General features: G+C 72.5%; 20 protein-coding genes. 17 read left to right on the top strand and 3 right to left on the bottom strand.

Annotation, left to right across the window (positions count from 1 at the left end; genetic code table 11):
- Nucleotides 1-108: 108 nt before the first annotated feature.
- From ACFYYW_RS40530 to truB, 4 genes are read left to right on the top strand one after another with little or no spacing between them, the layout of a single operon-like run.
- On the top strand, nucleotides 109-405 hold the full coding sequence (locus tag ACFYYW_RS40530) for a DUF503 domain-containing protein (RefSeq protein ID WP_352320823.1): 297 nt from the start codon (nucleotides 109-111) through the stop codon (nucleotides 403-405).
- Nucleotides 406-444: 39 nt separating this feature from the next.
- Entirely contained in the window at nucleotides 445-885 is a 441-nt protein-coding gene (gene rbfA, locus ACFYYW_RS40525; RefSeq protein ID WP_352320726.1) for a 30S ribosome-binding factor RbfA, read from the top strand.
- Nucleotides 882-1,919 carry a bifunctional oligoribonuclease/PAP phosphatase NrnA gene (locus tag ACFYYW_RS40520; protein WP_352365331.1) on the top strand — a complete coding sequence of 346 codons (1,038 nt, stop codon included), beginning with the start codon at nucleotides 882-884 and terminating at the stop codon, nucleotides 1,917-1,919. The genes rbfA and ACFYYW_RS40520 overlap by 4 nt, the downstream gene beginning before the upstream one ends.
- Complete coding sequence (gene truB, locus ACFYYW_RS40515) at nucleotides 1,901-2,773, top strand: tRNA pseudouridine(55) synthase TruB (protein WP_387657643.1); 873 nt, start codon at nucleotides 1,901-1,903, stop codon at nucleotides 2,771-2,773. The genes ACFYYW_RS40520 and truB overlap by 19 nt, the downstream gene beginning before the upstream one ends.
- A gap of 26 nt (nucleotides 2,774-2,799) precedes the next feature.
- Here truB and ACFYYW_RS40510 read toward each other — a convergent pair whose 3' ends face one another.
- Nucleotides 2,800-3,819, bottom strand: coding sequence for an SAM-dependent methyltransferase (locus ACFYYW_RS40510; RefSeq protein WP_352320732.1), 1,020 nt, complete (start codon nucleotides 3,817-3,819; stop codon nucleotides 2,800-2,802).
- 102 nt (nucleotides 3,820-3,921) lie between these two features.
- Between ACFYYW_RS40510 and ACFYYW_RS40505 the strand changes: the two genes are divergently transcribed.
- The 8 genes from ACFYYW_RS40505 to ACFYYW_RS40470 all read left to right on the top strand — a co-directional run bounded on the left by ACFYYW_RS40505 (nucleotide 3,922) and on the right by ACFYYW_RS40470 (nucleotide 13,064).
- The gene (locus ACFYYW_RS40505) at nucleotides 3,922-4,848 is read left to right on the top strand and encodes a bifunctional riboflavin kinase/FAD synthetase (protein ID WP_352320734.1); all 927 of its coding nucleotides are present in this window, start codon (nucleotides 3,922-3,924) and stop codon (nucleotides 4,846-4,848) included.
- Nucleotides 4,849-5,056: 208 nt separating this feature from the next.
- The gene (gene rpsO, locus ACFYYW_RS40500) at nucleotides 5,057-5,326 is read left to right on the top strand and encodes a 30S ribosomal protein S15 (RefSeq protein ID WP_090945762.1); all 270 of its coding nucleotides are present in this window, start codon (nucleotides 5,057-5,059) and stop codon (nucleotides 5,324-5,326) included.
- A 375-nt stretch (nucleotides 5,327-5,701) separates the two neighbouring features.
- Nucleotides 5,702-8,041 (top strand): polyribonucleotide nucleotidyltransferase, encoded by a 2,340-nt coding sequence (locus ACFYYW_RS40495; protein WP_387657634.1) that lies wholly within the window; start codon nucleotides 5,702-5,704, stop codon nucleotides 8,039-8,041.
- Nucleotides 8,042-8,087: 46 nt separating this feature from the next.
- Nucleotides 8,088-9,395 carry a pitrilysin family protein gene (locus ACFYYW_RS40490; protein WP_352320738.1) on the top strand — a complete coding sequence of 436 codons (1,308 nt, stop codon included), beginning with the start codon at nucleotides 8,088-8,090 and terminating at the stop codon, nucleotides 9,393-9,395.
- Between the two features lie 113 nt (nucleotides 9,396-9,508).
- Nucleotides 9,509-10,246, top strand: coding sequence for a 4-hydroxy-tetrahydrodipicolinate reductase (dapB, locus tag ACFYYW_RS40485; protein WP_357988077.1), 738 nt, complete (start codon nucleotides 9,509-9,511; stop codon nucleotides 10,244-10,246).
- 146 nt (nucleotides 10,247-10,392) lie between these two features.
- A complete protein-coding gene (locus tag ACFYYW_RS40480; RefSeq protein ID WP_352320741.1) occupies nucleotides 10,393-10,866 on the top strand; it encodes a GNAT family N-acetyltransferase in 474 nt (157 codons plus the stop codon).
- Nucleotides 10,867-10,875: 9 nt separating this feature from the next.
- Complete coding sequence (locus ACFYYW_RS40475; RefSeq protein WP_387657630.1) at nucleotides 10,876-11,538, top strand: TenA family protein; 663 nt, start codon at nucleotides 10,876-10,878, stop codon at nucleotides 11,536-11,538.
- Nucleotides 11,529-13,064, top strand: coding sequence for a PucR family transcriptional regulator (locus tag ACFYYW_RS40470; protein WP_387657627.1), 1,536 nt, complete (start codon nucleotides 11,529-11,531; stop codon nucleotides 13,062-13,064). The genes ACFYYW_RS40475 and ACFYYW_RS40470 overlap by 10 nt, the downstream gene beginning before the upstream one ends.
- 38 nt (nucleotides 13,065-13,102) lie before the next feature.
- Here the strand turns inward: ACFYYW_RS40470 and ACFYYW_RS40465 are convergent, their stop codons facing one another.
- Nucleotides 13,103-13,339 carry a glutaredoxin domain-containing protein gene (locus ACFYYW_RS40465; RefSeq protein WP_352320746.1) on the bottom strand — a complete coding sequence of 79 codons (237 nt, stop codon included), beginning with the start codon at nucleotides 13,337-13,339 and terminating at the stop codon, nucleotides 13,103-13,105.
- Between the two features lie 130 nt (nucleotides 13,340-13,469).
- Between ACFYYW_RS40465 and ACFYYW_RS40460 the strand changes: the two genes are divergently transcribed.
- Genes ACFYYW_RS40460 through ACFYYW_RS40440 form a run of 5 tightly spaced genes read left to right on the top strand, consistent with a single transcriptional unit; the run spans nucleotide 13,470 to nucleotide 20,548 of the window.
- Nucleotides 13,470-15,092 (top strand): ABC transporter substrate-binding protein, encoded by a 1,623-nt coding sequence (locus ACFYYW_RS40460; protein ID WP_387657624.1) that lies wholly within the window; start codon nucleotides 13,470-13,472, stop codon nucleotides 15,090-15,092.
- Complete coding sequence (locus ACFYYW_RS40455) at nucleotides 15,092-17,005, top strand: prolyl oligopeptidase family serine peptidase (RefSeq protein ID WP_387657621.1); 1,914 nt, start codon at nucleotides 15,092-15,094, stop codon at nucleotides 17,003-17,005. Before ACFYYW_RS40460 ends, ACFYYW_RS40455 begins: the two co-directional genes overlap by 1 nt.
- A complete protein-coding gene (locus ACFYYW_RS40450) occupies nucleotides 17,005-17,958 on the top strand; it encodes an ABC transporter permease (protein WP_387657618.1) in 954 nt (317 codons plus the stop codon). Before ACFYYW_RS40455 ends, ACFYYW_RS40450 begins: the two co-directional genes overlap by 1 nt.
- Entirely contained in the window at nucleotides 17,955-18,797 is an 843-nt protein-coding gene (locus ACFYYW_RS40445; protein ID WP_387657615.1) for an ABC transporter permease, read from the top strand. Before ACFYYW_RS40450 ends, ACFYYW_RS40445 begins: the two co-directional genes overlap by 4 nt.
- A gap of 2 nt (nucleotides 18,798-18,799) precedes the next feature.
- On the top strand, nucleotides 18,800-20,548 hold the full coding sequence (locus tag ACFYYW_RS40440) for an ABC transporter ATP-binding protein (RefSeq protein ID WP_387657717.1): 1,749 nt from the start codon (nucleotides 18,800-18,802) through the stop codon (nucleotides 20,546-20,548).
- Here ACFYYW_RS40440 and ACFYYW_RS40435 read toward each other — a convergent pair.
- Complete coding sequence (locus ACFYYW_RS40435; RefSeq protein WP_352320754.1) at nucleotides 20,545-21,120, bottom strand: XRE family transcriptional regulator; 576 nt, start codon at nucleotides 21,118-21,120, stop codon at nucleotides 20,545-20,547. The two genes, ACFYYW_RS40440 and ACFYYW_RS40435, sit on opposite strands and share 4 nt — an antisense overlap.
- Nucleotides 21,121-21,152: the final 32 nt, after the last annotated feature.

Raw genomic sequence — 21,152 nt, 5'->3', positions numbered from 1 at the left:
CGCCCGGCGGAACCTCCGCCGGGCGCCTCTCGCACGCCCGGGCCCCCTTCCCACCGCAGCGGGCCGGTCGTGCTTCCACCCCACCAGGCCAAGCGGTGGTTTCACACGATGTATGTGGGTGCTCTGACCCTGGACATCCTGCTCGGCGACGTGCGTTCGCTGAAGCAGAAGCGCTCTGTCGTCCGGCCTCTGATCGCCGAGCTGCAGCGACGTTACCCGTCCATCGCGGTGGCCGAGACCGGTCATCTTGACCTGCATCGCAGGTGCGAGGTGGGCGTCGCGGTGATCTCCGCCTCCGCGGGTAACTGCAAAGAGGTGATGGACGCCTGCGAGCGGATGGTGGCCTTCCGCCCTGAGATCGAGTTGCTGTCAGCCAGACAGCGCCTCTACAACGACGAAGATTGAACGACAGCACGGCCAGGTCGTGCGTGAGGGGGAGCGAACATGGTGGATGCCGCACGAGCGCGCAAGCTCGCCGACCGCATCCAGCAGATCGTCGCCGAGATGCTGGAGCGCCGGATCAAGGACCCGCGCCTGGGCTTCGTCACCGTGACCGACACGCGGATCACGGCTGACCTGCGTGAGGCGACGGTGTTCTACACGGTGTTCGGCTCCGACGCGGAGCGGTCCGACAGCGCGGCCGCCCTGGAGAGCGCCAAGGGCATCATCCGCGCCGAGGTGGGCCGCCAGACCGGCGTGCGCTTCACCCCGACGCTGACGTTCCGGCACGACCCGCTGCCCGACAGCGCCCGCCAGCTCGACGACCTGATCAACGCCGCCAGGGCGCGGGACGCCGAGGTGGCGCGCCGGGCCGAGGGCGCGGCCTACGCCGGCGAGGCCGACCCCTACAAGAAGCCCGATGAGGGTGAGGACGACCAGGCGTGACGTCGCACGTGCGCGCCCGAGCCGAGCAGCCCTCCCAGGAGGCCACGGACATCCCCGAGGCCGCCTGGGAGCGCGCGGTCCAGCTCATCGGCCAGGTCGACGAGGTCGCCCTGGCCTGTCACGTGTCGCCCGACGGCGACGCGCTCGGGTCGATGCTGGCCGTCGGTTACGTGCTGCGCTCGATCGGCAAGCGGGTCGTGGCCTCCTTCGGTGACCAGTACTTCGCGGTCCCGCGGATCCTGCGGTTCCTGCCGGGGCAGGAGATGTTGTGCCCGCCGGCCGACTATCCCGAGGCCCCGGCCCTGATGATCACCTTCGACTCCTCCACGTTCGAGCGGCTGGGCCTGCTCAGCCCCAACGCGGCCAGGGCCGAGGAGGTCATCGTGATCGACCATCACCCGTCCAACGCCGGGTTCGGCACGCACAGCCTCATCGACCCGCGGGCGGCGGCCACGGCCATGCTGGCCGAGCAGCTCATCTACCGGCTCGGCGGCAGCCTCGACCGGGACATCGCCACCTGCCTGTACACCGGCCTGGTGACCGACACGGGCTCCTTCCGGTACGCCTCCACCACGCCGGCCGTGCACCGGATGGCGTCCCGGCTGGTGGCCACGGGCCTGCACACCGACGAGATCGCCCGCGAGCTGTGGGACCGCTCGCCGTTCGGCTACCTCAAGGTGCTGGCCAGGGCGCTCGACCGGGTCCAGCTGGAGGGCTCGATGGTCTGGACGTACGTGCCGCGGGTCGACCGGGCCGCGTACGGGCTGCCGTACTCGGAGATCGAGGGCATGATCGACATCGTCCGCCGTACCGACGAGGCCGAGGTCGCGGTCGTGCTCAAGGAGGACGACCACGGCGACTGGCAGGTGTCGACCAGGTCCAAGGGCGGGGTCGACGTGGCGGCCGTGTGCGCCGCGCTGGGCGGCGGCGGACATCACAACGCGGCCGGGTTCACCTCCTACGACAGCGTGGAGGAGACCATGGCCAAGTTCAGACGAGAGCTGGGGAAGGCTGGATGGCCGAGAGCGGTCTGATCATCGTCGACAAGCCGGGCGAGTGGACCTCGCACGACGTGGTGGCCAAGATGCGGCGCATCGCGGGCACCCGCCGCGTCGGGCACGCCGGCACGCTCGACCCGATGGCCACGGGCGTGCTGGTGATCGGGGTGGAGAAGGCGACCCGGCTGCTCGGGCACCTGGCGCTGACCGAGAAGGTCTACGAGGCCACGATCCGGCTGGGCGTGTCCACCAACACCGACGACGCCGAGGGCGAGACCGTGGCCACGGCGTCGGCGGCGCAGGTGGGCGCGGCCGAGGTGCACAAGGGCGTCGAGGCGCTCACCGGCGCCATCATGCAGGTGCCGCCGCAGGTCAGCGCCATCAAGGTCAACGGGCAGCGGGCGTACAAGATGGCCCGCGCGGGCGAGGAGGTCGCGCTCGCGGCCCGGCCCGTGACCGTGTACGGCTTCGACGTGCTCGACATCAGGGCCGCCGGCGACGTCGTGGACGTCGACGCGGTCGTCACCTGCTCCAGCGGCACCTACATCCGGGCTTTGGCCCGCGACCTCGGGGCCGCGCTCGGCGTCGGCGGCCACCTGACGAGCCTGCGCCGGACCCGGGTCGGCCCCTACGACCTGTCGCTGGCCCGCAGCATCGACCAGCTCGCCGAGGAGTGCGTGGTGCTGCCCATCGGCGAGGCGGTGTCGGCGGCCTTCCCGCGCCGGGACGTGACCGCCGAGGAGGCGCGCGTGATCGGCCACGGCGGCCGGCTGCCCGCGGCCGGGCTCGGGGACGGGCCGATCGGTGTGTTCGGGCCGGCGGGCGAGCTGCTGGCGCTGGTGGAGGAGCAGGGCCGGATCGCCAAGCCCCTGGCCGTGTTCGCGGGCTGAGCCGCGGCTCTGGCTGTTCTGTCCCGTCAGGCGGGTTTGCGGGCGACCAGGATGTCGCGGACGATCGCCTGGTCGACCCAGTGCTCGAAGTCGGGGTAGTCCATGACCTCCAGGCCCGCGCCGGTGAGGATCGCGGCCAGCTCGGCGCTCTTGCCGCCGTAGGTGTTCCAGGAGATGCCCATCGCGCCGCCGGGGCGCAGCAGCTCGGCCCAGACCGGCACGGCCTGCCTCAGCAGCTCCAGCGGGCTGCGGGACAGGCCGCCGCCGCCCTTGCTGCCGTGCTGGACGCCGTAGGGGGCGTCGGTCACGACGACGTCGAACGTGCGGGGCTTGAAGAACTCGCGGCTCTTGAGCGTGTCGGCGTTGACCACGGCGAGCTGCTGCACGTCGCCCGCCTTGACGGCCTCCTTCGACAGCCCGAACGTGACGTTGAGCCGCCGCCCCACCAGCGCCCGCGCCCGCCGCACCGGCACGGTCTCGGCGGTGTGCTTGAGCCGCTTGTTGCGCAGCCAGGTCTTGATGAACGTCGTGTACGCCTCGAAGTCCTTGCCGTCGACGTCGAGGCCGTAGGCGTCGTAGCCGTACATGAGGGCCTGGTTGAGGGTGGTGCCGCGGCCGCACATCGGGTCGAACACCGACAACTTCCCGGACATGGGCCGGTCGGAGGCGAGCACGGTGACGTTGAGCAGCAGCTTGGTGAAGTGTTCGTTGGTCTTGCCGGCGTATTTCTGGATGGTCAGCAGGTCGCTGCTCAGCCGGTCGAGGGGGCGCATGGCCAGCGGGCGCAGCAGGTCGCCCTCGACGCCGAAGACCGCGTAGACGGAGGACAGGTTGGACAGCAGCGCGACGTCGGGCTCCGACAGCGGCTCGGCGGTCTCGAACGTGATGTACGGGACGCCGCCGATGGTGGTCTCCGCGCTGTCCAGCACGGTGTTCTCGATGGCGTGGTCGCTGAAGACGGCCAGCTCGCCCCTGGTCAGACGTGGGGAGCTCTCGCCGTAGACCCGGTTGAAGGCGGGCAGGATCAGGAGCGCGTATCGAGGCATGATGGCTCATCCTACTTGCGGGAATACCGCGCTCCGCCCCTCGATTGGAGGTGAGCGGGAGGTGCATGGCAGGCTTGTGTCGGATTGATCTGCCACGAACGAATGGGGCCTAGCGTGCGGGGTTCGAGAGGGTCTGTGGTGACCATCGGCGTGTACGACGGGGTCCATCGCGGGCATCGCAAGGTGATCGAGCGGACGGTCGAGCTGGCCCGCGAGCGGGGGGCGCGCAGCGTGGCGGTCACGTTCGAGCCGCATCCCGACGAGGTGGTGCGGCCGGGCACCCGGCGGGCGCGGCTGACCACGCTCAAGCGGCGCGCCGAGCTGCTGGCCGAGCTGGGCATCGACGACGTCGAGGTGGTGGAGTTCACCCTCGACCTGTCCAGGACGAGCCCCGACGACTTCGCCCAGGGCGTGCTGGGCGAACGCCTCGGGGCGGCGGTGGTCGTCGTCGGGGCGGACTTCACGTTCGGGCACCACGCCGTCGGCGACGTCGAGACGCTGCGCACGCTGGGCGACAAGTACGACTTCGAGGTCGAGGTGGTGCCCCTGCTCGACGGCGTCTCCTCGACCTCCGCGCGCGAGCGGATCGTCGCCGGTGACGTCGAGGGGGCCGCCGCCGAGCTGGGCCGTCCGCATCGGGTGGAGGGCGTGGTGGTGCGCGGCTACCAGCGGGGGCGGCAGCTCGGCTTCCCGACCGCCAACGTCGAGACGCCGCAGCAGACGGCCATCCCGGCCGACGGGGTCTACGCGGGGTGGCTGGAGTGCGTCCCGGTGGCCAACCTGCCCGCGCCGTACGAGGGCGAGCGGTGGCCGGCGGCGATCTCGGTGGGCACGAACCCGACGTTCGAGGGCGTGCCGCGTACCGTGGAGGCGTACGCGCTCGACCGCGACGACCTGGAGCTCTACGGGGTGCACGTGGCGGTGGAGTTCGCCGCCCGGCTGCGGGGCAACACCCGCTTCGAGTCGATCGAGGCGCTGATCGACCAGATCCACGCCGACGTCGACGCCGCCCGCCGCATCACGTCGTGACACCGGCCGCGGCCGTCACGGCCGCCACGGCGGGCGCGGAACGCTCGCGGGCGCGGAACGCTTGACTCCGATGGTAACCTTGCATGTCGGCTCTGTGACGGTGGCGCTGCTGCGCTGCCCATGACGGCCTTCACGCGGCGACTGTAGGCACGCACGGTCGTTCGCACTCTCATCTCATTCGCGCGTGTCCGTAGATCGAAGGAGAGCCGTGTCCCTCGACACCGCTGCCAAGAAGACCATCATCAGTGAGTACGCGACGGCCGAAGGCGACACCGGTTCGCCCGAGGTGCAGATCGCGCTGCTCAGCAAGCGCATCAGCGAGCTCACCGAGCACCTGAAGACGCACAAGCACGACCACCACAGCCGTCGTGGCCTGCTTCTGCTCGTCGGTCGCCGGCGTCGTCTGCTGAAGTACCTGCAGAAGGTCGACATCCAGCGTTACCGTTCGCTCATCGAGCGACTCGGTCTGCGCCGATAACATGAAAGGGAGCGGCGCGCGGCGCCGCTCCCTTCTCATATGGCTCCGCCCATGTGGGTAGGAGCACACACGAGCGCCGCGCCGTCGGCGTACAACTGAATATCCGAGACACACAGCCCCCGCGTCCGATTCAGCACCATGCGACCCGCGACGCCTGCGGGCCGGTCCTCGGTAGTGGCTTCCGGTAAGAATGACCGGGCGCTTCGATCGAAGACCGGCGCTGCACCTTCTATGGGGAGACACGCTGATGGATCTCCGCCACCGTGCCACCGGGCACGACGGATGGGCGGCGGTCTGACGAGCGGGTCCTTTCATAGGCACGAGGGTGCCGGTGAGAAAAGAGGGCGCGGGTGACCGACCACAAGGAGGTCCCCCGTGGAGGGTGTCCACACCGCTGAAGCCGTCATTGACAACGGCTCTTTCGGCACGCGCACGGTCCGGTTCGAGACCGGCCGTCTCGCGCGCCAGGCGGCGGGTTCCGCCGTCGCCTATCTCGACAACGACACGATGGTGCTCTCTGCCACCACCGCGTCCAAGGCTCCCAAGGAGAACTTCGACTTCTTCCCGCTCACGGTCGACGTCGAGGAGCGCATGTACGCCGCGGGCCGCATCCCCGGCTCGTTCTTCCGCCGTGAGGGCCGTCCGTCCGAGGACGCGATCCTGACCTGCCGCCTGATCGACCGGCCGCTGCGCCCGTCGTTCGTCAAGGGCCTGCGCAACGAGATCCAGGTCGTCGCCACGGTCATGGCGCTCAACCCCGACCACCTCTACGACGTGGTCGCCATCAACGCCGCCTCGCTGTCCACGCAGCTCGCCGGGCTGCCGTTCTCCGGCCCGATCGGCGGCGTGCGGGTCGCGCTGATCGAGGGCCAGTGGGTGGCCTTCCCGACGCACCCCGAGCTGGAGCGGGCCACGTTCGACATGGTCGTGGCGGGCCGCCTGCTCGACGACGGCGACGTCGCGATCATGATGGTCGAGGCCGAGTCCACCAAGGACACGCTCAAGCTGGTCGCCGACGGCGCGGTCGCGCCGACCGAGGAGACCGTCGCGCAGGGCCTTGAGGCGGCCAAGCCGTTCATCAAGGTGCTGTGCGAGGCGCAGTCCCGCATCGCGCAGGTCGCCGCCAAGGAGACCGCCGAGTACCCGGTCTTCCTCGACTACCAGGACGACGTCTACAACGCGGTCGAGGCCGCGATCAAGACCGAGCTGGCCGCCGCGCTGACCATCGCCGGCAAGCAGGAGCGCGAGACCGAGCTCGACAAGGTCAAGGCGCTGGCCGCCGAGCGGCTGCTGCCCGAGTTCGAGGGGCGCGAGAAGGAGATCTCCGCCGCGTTCCGCTCGGTGATGAAGAAGCTCATGCGCGAGCGGGTCGTCAAGGAGGGCGTCCGCATCGACGGCCGCGGCACCAAGGACATCCGCGCCCTGTCGGCCGAGGTCCACGTGGTGCCCCGGGTGCACGGCTCGGCCCTGTTCGAGCGCGGCGAGACCCAGATCCTGGGCATCACCACGCTGAACATGCTGCGCATGGAGCAGAACATCGACACGCTCAACCCCGAGCGGACCAAGCGCTACATGCACAACTACAACTTCCCGCCGTACTCCACCGGTGAGACGGGCCGCGTGGGCTCGCCCAAGCGCCGCGAGATCGGTCACGGCGCGCTGGCCGAGCGGGCGCTCATCCCGGTGCTGCCCTCGCGCGAGGAGTTCCCGTACGCCATCCGCCAGGTCTCCGAGGCCCTCGGCTCCAACGGCTCCACCTCGATGGGCTCGGTCTGCGCGTCTACGATGGCGCTGCTGGACGCCGGTGTGCCGCTCAGGGAGATGGTCGCCGGCATCGCGATGGGCCTGATCAGCGAGGGCGGCAGCTACGTCACGCTAACCGACATCCTCGGCGCCGAGGACGCCATGGGCGACATGGACTTCAAGGTCGCCGGCACCAAGGACGTCATCACCGCCCTGCAGCTCGACACCAAGCTCGACGGCATCCCCGCCTCCGTGCTGGCCGGCGCGCTGAAGCAGGCCAAGGGCGCCCGCCTGGCGATCCTCGACGTGATGCAGGAGGCGATCGACTCCCCGGCGGAGATGAACCCGACCGCGCCGCGCATCATCACGATCAAGGTCCCGGTCGACAAGATCGGCGAGGTCATCGGCCCGAAGGGCAAGATGATCAACCAGATCCAGGACGACACGGGCGCCGAGATCACCATCGAGGACGACGGCACGATCTACATCGGCGCCACCGACGGGCCCTCCGCCGAGGCGGCCCGTTCGGCGATCAACGGCATCGCGAACCCGCACATGCCCGAGGTCGGCGAGCGTTACCTGGGCACGGTCGTCAAGATCGCGGCCTTCGGCGCGTTCATCTCGCTCATGCCCGGCAAGGACGGCCTGCTGCACGTCTCGCAGATCCGCAAGCTGCACGGCGGCAAGCGCATCGAGAACGTCGAGGACGTCATGGGCGTCGGCGAGAAGATCCAGGTCGAGATCGCCGAGATCGACGGCCGGGGCAAGCTCTCCCTCGTGCCCGTCGAGGTCATCGAGAAGGAGGCCGCCGAGAAGGAGGCCAAGGCCGCGGCCGGCGCCGAGGACGGCGAGGCTCCCGCGCCCGAGGCCGACTCCGCCGCCGCCGCCGAGGACAAGCCGGAGCGGCCGCGCCGCACCCGGACCCGCGTGCGCACCAGCCGCCCCAACGAGGGCGACGACCGCAACTCGTGACCGCGCAACCACAGTTCTCGGCACCCCCGAAGCAGGAGGCCTCGTGATGACCACCACGCTGCACCCCGGCAAGGACGGAGCCGGGGTCGTCAGGCGCACCGTCCTGCCGGGCGGGCTCCGTGTGGTGACCGAGACCATGCCGACCGTGCGTAGCGTCGCGGTCGGCATGTGGGTCGGCATCGGCTCGCGTGACGAGGCCCCCGAGCACATGGGGGCCACCCACTTCCTCGAACACCTGCTGTTCAAGGGCACGCCCACGCGGGACGCGATGGAGATCTCGGCCTCCATCGAGGGCATCGGCGGCGAGATCAACGCCTTCACCGCCAAGGAGTACACCTGCTACTACGCGCGGGTCCTCGACGAGGACCTGCCCGTGGCGGTCGACGTGCTCGCCGACGTGGTGACCAGCTCGCTGATCACCGACGAGGACGTCGAGTCCGAGCGCGGGGTGATCCTGGAAGAGATCGCCATGCACGACGACGACCCGTCCGACGTGGTGCACGAGCAGTTCGCCGCGGCCCTCTACGGCGACTCGCCGATCGGCCGGCCCATCCTGGGCACGGTCGACTCGATCAACGCCCTGGGCCGTGAGCGCATCGCCGAGTACTACCACCGGTACTACCGGCCGCGTACCACGGTGGTGTCGGTGGCGGGCAACGTGCGGCACGAGGAGGTCGTCGAGCTGGTCGCCCGCGCGTACGAGCGGGCGGGCGCGCTGGAGGGCCCCTACGAGTTCGCCCCGCCGCGCACCAGCGGTCCGGGCGCCGAGACCCGTTCCGGGGTCAGGGTGCTGGACCGGCCGACCGAGCAGGCCAACCTGGTGCTCGGCACGACCGGCATGTCCCGCACCGACGACCGCAGGTTCGCGCTCGGCGTGCTCAACGCCGCGCTGGGCGGCGGCATGTCCTCCCGGCTCTTCCAGGAGATCAGGGAGAAGCGCGGGCTGGCCTACTCGGCCTACAGCTACACCTCGGCCTACGCCGACACCGGGCAGTTCGGGATCTACGTGGGCTGCCTGCCCTCGAAGATCGACGACGTGCTCAAGATCTGCCGGGACGAGGTGTCCCGGGTGGTGGCCGAGGGGATCACCGCCGACGAGATCATGCGCGGCAAGGGGCAGATGCGCGGCGGGCTCGTGCTCGGGCTGGAGGACACCGGGTCGCGCATGTCGCGGATCGGCAAGAACGAGCTGGTCTACGACGAGCTGATGTCGGTCGACGAGGTGCTGGCCCGGATCGAGGCGGTCACCCCCGACGAGATCGGGGAGGTCGCCCGTGACGTCCTGAACCGGCCGCTCACGCTGGCCGTCATCGGGCCGTACGGGGACAAGGACTTCTCGGAGGCCATCGCCTGACGGGGTTCGCCCTGGCCGGGGCTGTTTTCGAGGGGGAGAGCGGGGTTCCGCTCTCCCCCTTCTCGGTTCGGGGGGTGCTTGGGAGGGGGTGGCGGGCGTAATAGGGTTGGGGCGTGATCAGGGTTGGTGTGCTGGGCGCGCGTGGTCGCGTGGGCGTCGAGGTGTGCAAGGCGGTCGAGGCGGCGGACGACCTGGAGCTGGTGGCCGCGCTCGACAAGGACGATCCCGTCGAGGGGCTCGAAGGCGCCGAGGTGGTGGTCGACTTCACCCATCCCGACGTGGTCATGGGCAACCTGGAATGGGCCATCGCCCACGGGGTGCACCCGGTGGTGGGCACCACGGGGTTCGACGCCGGCCGGCTGGAGACCGTGCGGGGGTGGCTGGAGCGTTCGCCGGGCGTCAACTGCCTGATCGCTCCCAACTTCGGCATCGCGGCCGTGCTCATGATGCACTTCGCGCAGCAGGCGGCCCGCCACTTCGAGTCCGTCGAGATCATTGAGCTGCACCACCCGAACAAGGCCGACGCCCCCTCGGGCACCGCCCGGCGTACCGCTGAGCTGGTGGCCGAGGCGCGTGGCAAGGCCGGGCTCGGCGGGATGCCCGACGCCACCAGCACCGCCCTCGACGGCGCCCGCGGCGCCGACGTGGGCGGGGTGCACGTGCACGCGGTGCGCCTGTCCGGGCTGATCGCCCACCAGGAGGTGCTGCTCGGCGGCGACGGCGAGATCCTCACCATCCGGCACGACACGATGAGCAGGTCGGCGTTCACGCCGGGCGTGCTGCTGGGCGTGCGCCGGGTGCGCGAGCTGCCCGGCCTCACCGTGGGCCTGGAGCCCCTGCTCGACCTGTGACCGCTGCACGACGTGCCCATGACCGCGTGTGACCGGGGTCATGGGCACGTCGTGAGGAGAGGGTCCCGGCTCCGCACAGCCGGGCCTACGATCATCAACACTAATACCAGCGGCGTGGTCCACCCGAAACATGAGACCGTGTCGTCATGGTGCGATGGGCCGACCCGGACGAGCTGGCCGGGCTGATCTCCGTGGAACTGGCCGCCGACAAGCTGTTCGAGCAGGCCGGCATAGTCTTCCCGCCGGGCACGACCATGGTCGAGGAGGTCACGGACGCGGCCTCGGTGCTGGTCGAGGGCGACCCGCCGGCGGGGTTCGCGATGATCGGCCGGGTCGACGGCAACCTGCATCTCGACCAGCTCGCGGTGCACCCCGACCACATGCGGCAGGGCATCGGCGGACGGCTGATCGAAGCGGTGGCCGACCACGCGCGGGCGGTCGGGGCCCCGGCGGTCACGCTGACGACGTTCCGCGACGTGCCCTGGAACGCCCCCTGGTACGAGCGGCACGGCTTCGCGGTGCTGCCCGAGGCCGAGTGGGGGCCAGAGCTGCGTGCGCTGGTGGAACACGAGCGCGAGCTGGGCATCGAGGTGGCGCCGCGGGTCGTGATGCGCCGATAGCCTGGGCGGGTGAGCCGGTTTCGTGATGAGTTGTGGCAGGTCGTCGGCGGTGTGTACGACCAGATCCTGGCCCACCCGTTCCTGTCGGGGCTGACCGACGGCTCCCTGCCGCGGGAGGCGTTCCGCCACTACGTGGTGCAGGAGGCGCACTTCCTGCCCGACTACGCCAGGGCGCTGGCGGCGTGCGCGGCGCGTTCGCCGGAGCCGTCCGGCGTGCAGCGGTTCGCCCGCGACGCCGCCATGACCGTCGAGGTGGAGCACAGCCTGGTGGTGGAGCTGCTGGCCGCGTTCGGGCTGGACGAGGCCGACGCGCGCAAGACGCCCGCCGGGCCCACGACGGTCGGATACACCTCGTACCTGGTGCGTACGTGCTCGCTGAGCACGTTCCCGGAGGCGCTGGGCGCGATCGTGCCCTGCTACTGGATCTACGCCCGGGTCGGCGAGACCCTGCTCGGCCGGTCCTCTCCCGACCCGCTGTACGCCTGGTGGATCGACACCTACGGCGGCGAGGGCTACCAGGAAACCGTGGCCGGGGTGCTCGACCTGCTCGACGGGCTGGCGCCGGCCGGCGAGGAGCGGCTGCGGCTGCTCGACCGCGCGCTCACCACGGCCCGTTACGAGTGGATGTTCTGGGACGCGGCCTGGCGCCGGGAAGGCTGGCCATGCGGCTGAGGGACCTTCTCCAGGCCGGCCAGCTGGCCCTGAAGGTGCTGACCGGGCACGACCTGCTCGACCGGCGCGTACGCGGCGTCACCACGACCGACCTGCCCGACCCGGCCATGTTCGTCAAGGCGGGCGAGCTGGTGCTCACCGAGCTGACCTGGCACACCGGCCCGGCCTCCTCGCGCGACTTCGTCGCCAAGCTCGGGGACGTGGCGGCGCTGGTCGCCGGCACCGCGCTCAAGGTGCCGCCGGCCGACCTGATCGACGCCTGCGCCGAGGCCGGGCTGCCGCTGCTCACCCTGCCGGTGGATGTGCCGTTCAGCCAGCTCACCGAGCACGTCCTGCGGGCGCTGATCGCCGAGCTGGGCACGCCGCCGCGGCCCGCGTACGCCGCCCGCAGGCGGCTGGCCAGCACCCTGGTCGACGGCGGCAGCCTCACCAAGCTCGTCACGGCGGTGGCGGGCGAGCTGGACGTGCCCTGCTGGGTGCTCTCGCCCACGGGCCGGGTGGTCGTCGGCTCCCAGCCGCTGGACGCCGCGGCCCGGCTGCGGCTGGCGCACACGTTCCTGACCGCGCGGTTCCTGCCGGGGATGGTGACGCAGGAGGACGGCACGACGCTGTCGGTGTTCCCGGTCAGCAAGGGGGCGCCGCACCGCATCGCCAACTGGTTCCTGGCGTACGCGGGCGAGCAGGTGCAGGGCGAGAACGAGGACCTGGTCGTCGAGCTGGCCGCGCTGGTGGCGCTGGAGCGCTCGCGGCTGGAGGCGGCGCAGCGCATCGAGCGGCGGGTGCTCGACCAGCTCCTGACGCTGCTGGAGTCGGGCGACGCGGCGCTGCCCGGCGTGGTGTCGCGGCTGCACACGCTGCACGTGGAGACCGAGCACGGCCTGCTGGCCGTCGCCCTGTCGGCGCGGCTCGACGGCGGCGGCGGCGAGGTCGCCGTGCCCGTCCTGGACGAGCTGCTGCGGCCGCTGGCGCCCGGCATCGTCACGGCCACCGGCCCCGCCGAGGCGGTCGCGCTCGTCCCGCTGGCGGGCAACACGGCCGACGAGCTGACGGCCCACGTGCTCAGGGGCGCGCGCACCCTGGAGGCAGGGCTCGGTCAGGGCCGCATCACGCTCGGGGTGAGCAGCGTGACGACCGGCCCGGCGGCGCTGAGCAGCCTGATCGAGGAGGCCAGGCACGCGCTCACGCTGGCCGGCCTGAGCGGCGACCGGGTCAGCGTGATCACCGGCGACGACGTCAGCTCCCACCGCACGCTGCTGGCCGCCATCCCGGGGGAGCTGCGGCGGGCGTTCCGGTCGCGGCTGCTGGGGCGGCTGGAGTCGTACGACGCGGCCAACCAGACGGACCTGCTGGAGACGTTGCAGGCGTACCTGGAGGAGTCGGGCTCGTGGGCGGCCACGGCCGAGCGCCTGCACGTGCACGTCAACACGCTGCGCTACCGGCTGCGCCGGATCGAGGAGCTGACCGGCAGGTCGCTCAACTCCTGGGACGAGCGGGTCGACTTCATGCTGGCCCTCAGGATGCGCTGAGAACGCCGGCCCTCAGGATGCGCTGAGAATGCCGGCCCTCAGGATGCGCCGAGCCGCGCCCGCACCTCCTCCACGCCGGGGTTGACCAGGGCGGAGCCGTCCGGGAAGACGACCGTGGGGATGAGCCAGGAGCCGCCGTTGAGCTCGGCGATGAGGTCGACGGCGCCGGGGGTCTCGTCCACGTCGATCTCGGTGTACGGGATGCCGGCGCGGGAGAGCTGCGTCTTCAGCCGGTGGCAGTGACCGCACCAGGGAGCGCTGTACACGGTGATCATGTATTTCCGATTCGGTAGGTGGGTTTGACTGGTGGCGCAGGCGCCGAATACTCTCGTGTGCCAACTGGAGTTTACCGGTAGACACTGCAGCTAGGCGGGTTGGCCGGTCGTGTGAAAGTAGGGTCCCCCGGTGACCGATCTGCCTGTCTCCCGGCGTTCTGTCCTGCGGTCCGCCGCCTTCGCGGGGGCGCTCGCCGTGCTGCCCGGCCTGCTGTCGGCGTGCGGGCCGGCCGAGCAGGAGGCCGGGACGGCCGCCAAGAAGAGCCTCGACGTCCTGCGCGTCGCGCTGCCCTCCTCCATCGGGTCGCTGGACGCGGCCAAGGAGGCGGGCATCATGAACTACGTCGTCGCCCTCCTCGTGCAGGAGTCCCTGGTCGGCGTCGGCCCGGACGGCAGCCTCCAGCCGTCCCTGGCCGAGTCCTGGGCCAGGAAGGACGCCACCACCTACGTCTACAAGCTGCGCCCCGGCGTGACGTTCTCCGACGGCAGCCCGCTCACCGCCGCCGACGTGGTCGCCAGCCTGAACCTGCACGCCAAGAAGGGCTCGACCACCGCCTTCGCCTACGCCTACGCCAACGTGGACACGATCGAGGCCACCGGCGACGCCGAGGTGACGATCAGGCTCAAGAGCCCCGACGCGGCGTTCGCGTGGGTGCCCACGCCCGGCACGCTGCTGGTGACCAGCGCGAAGTTCATCGAGGCCACCGGCGAGCGCATCGGCACGCCGGAGGGCAAGCTGCTGGGCACGGGGCCGTACAAGGTGGCCGAGTTCGCCCCCGACTCGCACGTCACGCTGGAGCGCAACGACGCCTACCGGGGCGGCAAGCCGGCCTTCCGGCAGATCAGGATCGACTTCATCCCCGAGGAGTCCACGCGGCTGCTGGCCATGCGCGGCGACAACGTGGACGTCGCGCTCAACGTGCCGGCCGAGCAGATCGACCAGTGGAAGGCCGTGCCCGGCGCGCAGGTGCTGACCGCCGCCGACCGTTCGCTGGTCACGCTGGCCTTCAACACGGCCAAGAAGCCCTGGGACGACGTGCACGTGCGCCGGGCCGTCGCCCACGCCGTGGACCGGGAGGGCATCGTCAGGAGCGTGCTGCGCGGCCACGGCAAGGTCGCCACCGCCATCCCGGACCCGGCCCAGTGGGGCGGCGTGCTGGCCGAGGCCGAGGTCACCGCCCTGTACGCGGCCATCCCCCAGTACGGCTTCGACCTGGCCCAGGCCAAGGCCGAGCTGGCGAAGTCGGCCACGCCGCAGGGGTTCGCCGACACGCTCACGTACCCGAGCAGCGGCCCGCAGCTCGGGCGGGCGGCGCTCACCCTGGCCGAGAACCTCAAGACCATCGGCATCACGCTGGAGGTCAAGGAGGTGCCGCTCGAACAGTGGATCGCCGACCTCGGCAAGCACGGCTCCGGCGTCTACCTCGGCTGGTACTTCGCCACCACCGGCGACCCCGCCGAGTACGTCCAGCAGCTCCTGCACGGCGGCGCCACCGGCGAGAACGGCACCAACATCGCCGAGTACGACAACGCCGAGGTGACCGGCCTGCTGGACCGGGCCAAGGCGGGCACCGACGACGCCGCCCGGGGCAAGCTGCTCGGCCAGGCGCTGGTCAGGGCGGCGGCGGACGTGCCGTACCAGCCGCTGTGGTGGGGCGAGGCGGCCACCGCGTTCGGCAGGGCGGTCGCCGCCGAGGGCTTCGGGCCCTACTTCTTCGTCGGCCCGTGGGCGACGAAGGTGGCCGCACGCTGATGACCGACCCCACCGACCTGACCGGCCCCACCCGCCCCACCGACCCGACCGACCTCACCTACGCGAACCGGGCGGCCGGGACGCGCGACCCCATCGACGTGCATCAGGCGCTGGCCGGGATGCGCTATCCCGAGTCGGTGTCGCTGCATCCTGACGGCGACCGCGTCGCCTGCGTGATCGACGGCGTCGCGTACGTCGTCGGGCTCGACGGCGTCACGGAGGCCGCGGGCGACTGTCACGGCCCGGTCCGGTGGCTGCCCGACGGGCGGCTGCTGCGCACGCCGTCGCCGTCCGAGCTGGCCGTCGACGGCTGGCGGGCCCGCGTGGACGGCGAGATCGAGGACCTGATCCCCGGCGCGGACGGCACCGTCCTGGTCCGGCTGGCCGACCCCGGCAGCGAGCGCGACGGCAGCCACCTGGGCCTGCGCGTGCACGACCCGTCCGACCCCTTCGTCCTGACACCGGGCGGCCGGCTGCGCCGCCTGGCCTGGTTCGAGATCGGCGACGACCGGCCGCGCGAGCTCCCGCTGCCCGGCCTGACCGTGTGGGACGCCGACTGGCGCGCAGGCCGTGCCCTGGCCGTGACCTCGCCGGACGAGACGCCCGCCGGGTACTACCGGCCCCGGCTCGACCTGGTCGAGGACGGCGAGGTGCGCACGTTGCACCGCACGTCCTGGCAGCTCGCCCGGCCCCGGCTGGCCCCGGGCGGCCGGATCGCCGTGGTGGTCGAGGGGCTGTCGATCGTCTCGGGCCGCGTCCTGCGGGCCGACCTGGTCACGGGGGAGGTCGCCTACCTGGGCGACCTGGACGACGTCACCGACCTCGGCTGGCTGGACGACGACACCCTGTGGTTCACCGGCTGGTCGGGCACCGGCGTGCACGGCGGGGTGCTCAGCGCCGCCGACGGCCGCGTCCTGAGCCGCTGGACGGCCCGGGGGACGCTGGGCGGCCGCGACGGCCAGCCCTCGCTGTCCGTGGACCGCGCCGGCACGGTGGCCGCGGCCTGCTGGGAGAGCCCCGGGCAGCCGCCCGAGGTCGCCGTGGCCGTCCTCAGGGAGGGCGACTGGCGTCCGGTCACCGCGCTCAACGCCGGGCTGGCCGCGCTGGCGGCACGCCAGGAGGAGATCACCTGGACGGGCCGCGACGGCCTGCCGGTCAGCGGCCTGCTGCTCACCACCCCCGGCGCCGGAGAGGGACCCAGGCCGCTGGTCGTCATGGTGCACGGCGGGCCCACCTGGTTGTGGTCCAGCTCGTTCGCGCCCGCCGAGTCCAACCAGCTCGCCCTGCCGCTCGCGCACGCCGGCGCCGCCGTCCTGCTGCCGAACCCCAGGGGCAGCAGCGGCCGCGGCCAGGACTACGCCCGCGCGGTCATCGGCCAGGTCGGCGCGGCGGACCTGGACGACGTGCTGGCCGGTGTGGACCACCTGGTCGCCACCGGCGTCGCCGACCCCGGCCGGACCGCGGTGATGGGCCTGAGCTACGGCGGATACCTGACCGCCTGGGCCGTCACCCGCACCGACCGCTTCCGAGCCGCCGTCGTCATGTCCGGCGTGAGCGACTGGCTGAGCTTCTCCACCGCCAGCAACCTCGCGGGCGGCTTCGACCCGCTCTACCACGCCGGCGCCGACCCGGCCACCAGCGAGGGACGCGAACGCCTGGCCGCCCGCTCACCCGTGCACCACGCAGCCAAGGCCGCCGAGGCCGCCACCCCGACCCTGATCCTGCACGGCGAGCGCGACCGCACCACCCCTCCCGGCCAGGCGGAACAGCTCTATCGTGCCTGGTCGGCGGCGGGCGTGAGCACTCAGCTGGTCCTCTACCCTCGGGAGGGTCACGAGCTGGTCGAGCCCGCCCACCGCAGGGACGCGGCGGAGCGCGTGATCGGCTGGCTGACCGGGGGCGGGGTGTTGTGATGGGCTGGGCCGGGTTCCTGCTGCGCAGGTCCGCGGGCACCGCGGCCGTCGTGCTGCTGCTGTCGGCCGGCGTGTTCGGCCTGCTCTACCTGGCCCCGGGCGACATCCAGCAGACCCTGCTCGGCACCCGTCCGGCCACCGCCGACACGATCGCCGCCCTGCGCATCCGCTACCACCTCGACGACCCCGTCGCCGTCCAATACCTGCGCTGGCTCGGCGGGGTGCTCGGCGGCGACCTCGGCACCTCCATCAGGACCGGCCAGCCGGTCGCCGCGATGCTCGGCGAACGCCTGCCGCGCACGCTCGTCCTGACCGGCTACGGCACGCTGCTGGCCGCGCTGGCGGGCCTGCCGCTCGGCGTGCTGGGCGCGCTGCGCAAGGGCCGGGCGAGCGACCGCCTGGTGGTGACCGCCGGGGTGGTGGGGCTCAGCGCGCCGCCGTTCGCGGTCGGCCTGCTGCTGCTCGTGGTGTTCGCGCTGGGGCTCGGCTGGTTCCCCGTCTACGGCACGGGGGAGGGGTTCGCGAGCGAGCTGTGGCACCTGACGCTGCCCGCCGTCGCGCTGGCGGCCGGGGCGGCCGGGATGCTGCTGCGCTTCAGCAGGGCCGCGCTCGTCCGCGAGCTCGACCAGGACTACGTGGTCTTCGCCCGCGCCCGCGGCCTGAGCGCGCCCGTCGTGCTCGGCTACGCCATGCGCAACTCGCTGGTGCCCGTCCTGACCGCGGCCGGGCTCGTCGTCACCGGCATGCTCGCCGGGACCGTGCTGGTGGAGGTCACGTTCGCGCTGCCGGGGCTCGGGTCGCTGCTGGTCGACTCGGTCACCTTCAAGGACGTGCCGGTGGTGCAGGCGCTCGCGCTGCTGCTCACCCTCCTGATCGCCGCCGTCAACCTGCTGGTGGACGTCGCCTACTCGGTGGCCGACCCGCGCGTGCGGCTCGGCGGGGGCGCGTCGTGACCGCGCCGGCCCGTACGCGCGGGCGTGCCCTGATCCGCCGGTTCCCGATCGCCGTGCCGCTGGCGCTGGCCGTGCTCGCGGTCGTCGTGGCCGCCGCCGCGTTCGCGCCCTGGCTGGTCCCCGGCGCCACCGCGCAGGACCTGATGACCGGCATCTCCATGCCCGGCCCCGGCCACCCGCTCGGCACCGACGACCTGGGCCGCGACGTGCTGAGCCTGCTCGTCGCGGGGGCCCGCACCGCCGTGCCGGGGGCGTTCGCCGTGGCCGCCGGCTCCATGCTGATCGGCAACCTGCTCGGCCTGGCCGCCGGGTACTTCGGCGGCTGGACGGACACCCTGGTCATGCGCTGGGCCGACCTGATGTTCTCGCTGCCCGCGCTGCTGGTCGCGATCGTCGTGGCGGGCGTGCTGGGCGGCGGTTACGGCCTGGCCGTCGCCGTGCTGGTGGTGCTGTTCGCGCCCACCGACACCCGCGTGGTGCGCGGCGCGGTCCTGGAGCAGCGTCACCGGCCCTACGTCGAGGCGGCCCTGCTCAAGAACCTGTCGTCCTGGCGGATCATGACCCGGCACATCTGGCCGAACATCGTCCCGGTCAGCCTGGCCTCGGCGTTCCTGAACTTCGCCTTCGCCCTGGTCTCCCTGTCGTCGTTGTCGTTCCTCGGCCTGGGCGTGCCGGCCGGATCGCCCGACTGGGGGCGCACGCTGGCCGACAACCGCACCCAGCTGCTGGCCAACCCGTGGGCGGTCATCGCGCCCGGCCTGGCCGTGATCGTCACCGCCGCCGCGCTCAACCTGGTGGGCGACTGGCTGCACGAACGTTTCGAGCGGAGGGCCCGGTGACCATGCTGCGGGTGGCCGACCTGACCGTACGGCAGCCGGACACCGGCCGTACGCTGCTGTCGCAGGTGTCCTTCGAGGTCGCCGCCGGCGAGTCGGTGGCGATCGTGGGCGAGTCCGGCTCGGGCAAGTCGCTGACCGTCCGCGCGCTGCTCGGGCTGCTGCCCGCCGGGCTGGAGTCCACCGGCCTGGTCGAGATCGACGGGCGGCGGGTCGACGACGACCCCAGGGCCAGGCGGCGGCAGCGCGGTGGCACGGTCTCGCTGCTCATGCAGGACCCGTTCACGCTGCTCAACCCCCTGCGCAGGGCCGGCAAGCAGATCGCCGACGGCCTGCCCGACGGCGCCGACCCGAAGACCGAGGTGCCGCGGCTGCTGGCCGAGGTGGGCCTGCCGGAAGAGGTGGCGGGCCGCTACCCGTTCCAGCTCTCCGGCGGCATGCGGCAGCGGGTGGGCCTGGCCTGCGCGCTGGCCGCCGCGCCGCGGATCCTGCTGGCCGACGAGCCGACCACCGCCCTCGACGCCACCACGCAGCGCGAGGTCCTCGCCCTCATCCGCCGCATCCAGCGCGAACGGGACATGACGTTCCTGCTCATCACCCACGACCTGCGGCTGGCGTTCTCGATGTGTGACCGGGTCGTGGTCATGTACGCGGGCCGGGTCATGGAGGTCGGGCGCGCCGCCGAGCTGCGCAGGGAGCAGCGGCATCCGTACACGCGGGCGCTGCTGGCCGCCGAGCCGCCCGCCGACCGGCGGCTGCCGGTCATCCCGTCCGTGCCGGGCTCGGTGCCGGCCCACGACGCGGTGGCCGGGCGGTGCGGGTTCGCCGACCGGTGCGCGCACGCGGGGGAGGAGTGCCGGGCGGGCGTCCCGGCCCTGGTTCCGGTGCCGGGCGCGGAGCTTCGCCTGTCGGCCTGCGTACGGGCCGCCGCGCTGCCCGAGGCGCCGCCGCCCCCGCCGGGCGTGCCGTCGCCGCCGCGCACCGCCGCCGCGCCGCTGCTGGCGGTGACGGGCCTGCGCAAGACGTACGCGGGCGCGTCGCGGCCGGCCCTGGCCGGTGTGGACCTGACCGTGGCGCCGGGCGAGGTCGTGGCCGTCGTCGGCGAGTCGGGGTCGGGCAAGACCACGCTGGCCCGCTGCGTCACCGGCCTGGAACGGCCCGACGCGGGCGTCGTCACCCTCGACGGGCTCGACTGCTCCGACCACGCCCGCCTGTCCCGCCAGGCGGTGCGCCAGGCCCGCCGGACGGCACAGATGATCTTCCAGGACCCGTACTCGACGCTCAACCCGGCGCGTACCGTCGGTGCGACGCTCAAGGAGGCGCTCGCCGCCGAGGGACGCCCCACGGACGTCGGCGCGTTGCTGCGCCTGGTGGGCCTCGACCCCGCACTCGCCCGCAAGCGCCCGGCCGGCCTGTCGGGCGGCGAGCGGCAGCGCGTGGCCATCGCGCGGGCCGTGGCCGGCGAGCCCCGCCTGCTGGTCTGCGACGAGCCCGTCTCCGCCCTCGACGTCTCCGTGCAGGCGCAGGTGCTCACCCTGCTCGCCGGGCTCAAGGAACGCCTGGGCATGGGCCTGCTGTTCATCACCCACGACCTGGCCGTCGTCCGCCAGCTCGCCGACCGCCTGTACGTGCTGCGCGCCGGCGAATGCGTCGAGACCGGCGACGTGGACCGGGTCCTGGACGCCCCCGCCCACCCCTACACCCGCGAGCTGCTGGCCAGCGTGCCCGACGGAAGCAGCCGCTGGCCCGGCTAGTCGTAGGAGATCAGCGTGAGCATCCGGCAGCCGCGCTCGCCGGTGGAGTAGACGTGGTCGACCTCAGCCCCGAACCGCACCGCGTCGCCCTCGCCCAGCCGCACCGACCACGTGTCGCTCTCGACCGTCACCTCGCCGGACACCACATAGGCGTGCTCCACGGACCCGTGCCCGTGGGCGCTCCTGGCGCTGCGCGTCAGCGGCGGCAGCTCGCCCTCGGCCAGCTCGAACCGCCGCCGGTCGGCCGCGGCGAACAGGCCGCGCACGGTCGTGTCGCCCACCGCCACCGGCAGGCCCTCGCTCCTGCGCAGCACCTCGGGCTCGGCGAGCTGGGTACGGGTCAGCTCGGCGAAGGTGAGCTCCAGCGCCCCCGCCAGCCGGGTCAGCACCTCGATCGTCGGATTGGCCACGCCGCGCTCGATCTGCGAGATCAGCGCCTTGCTCACCCCGGTCAGCTCGGCCAGCTCGCGGACGCTGAACCCCCGGGCCAGCCGCGTGCGCCGCAGGTTGCCCGCCAGCGCGCCGCGCACCCCGGCGGCCTGCCCGTTGGTGACCGCGAGTTCCTGCCGCACGTGGTGAGTCCTTCCTGTCCCGGCGTCCACCC

This window comes from Nonomuraea sp. NPDC001831 (assembly GCF_042892035.1).
In the GTDB taxonomy this organism is placed as follows: domain Bacteria; phylum Actinomycetota; class Actinomycetes; order Streptosporangiales; family Streptosporangiaceae; genus Nonomuraea.
Note: the sequence above shows the minus strand (reverse complement) of the source record. Positions and strands in the feature narration are given on the sequence as shown.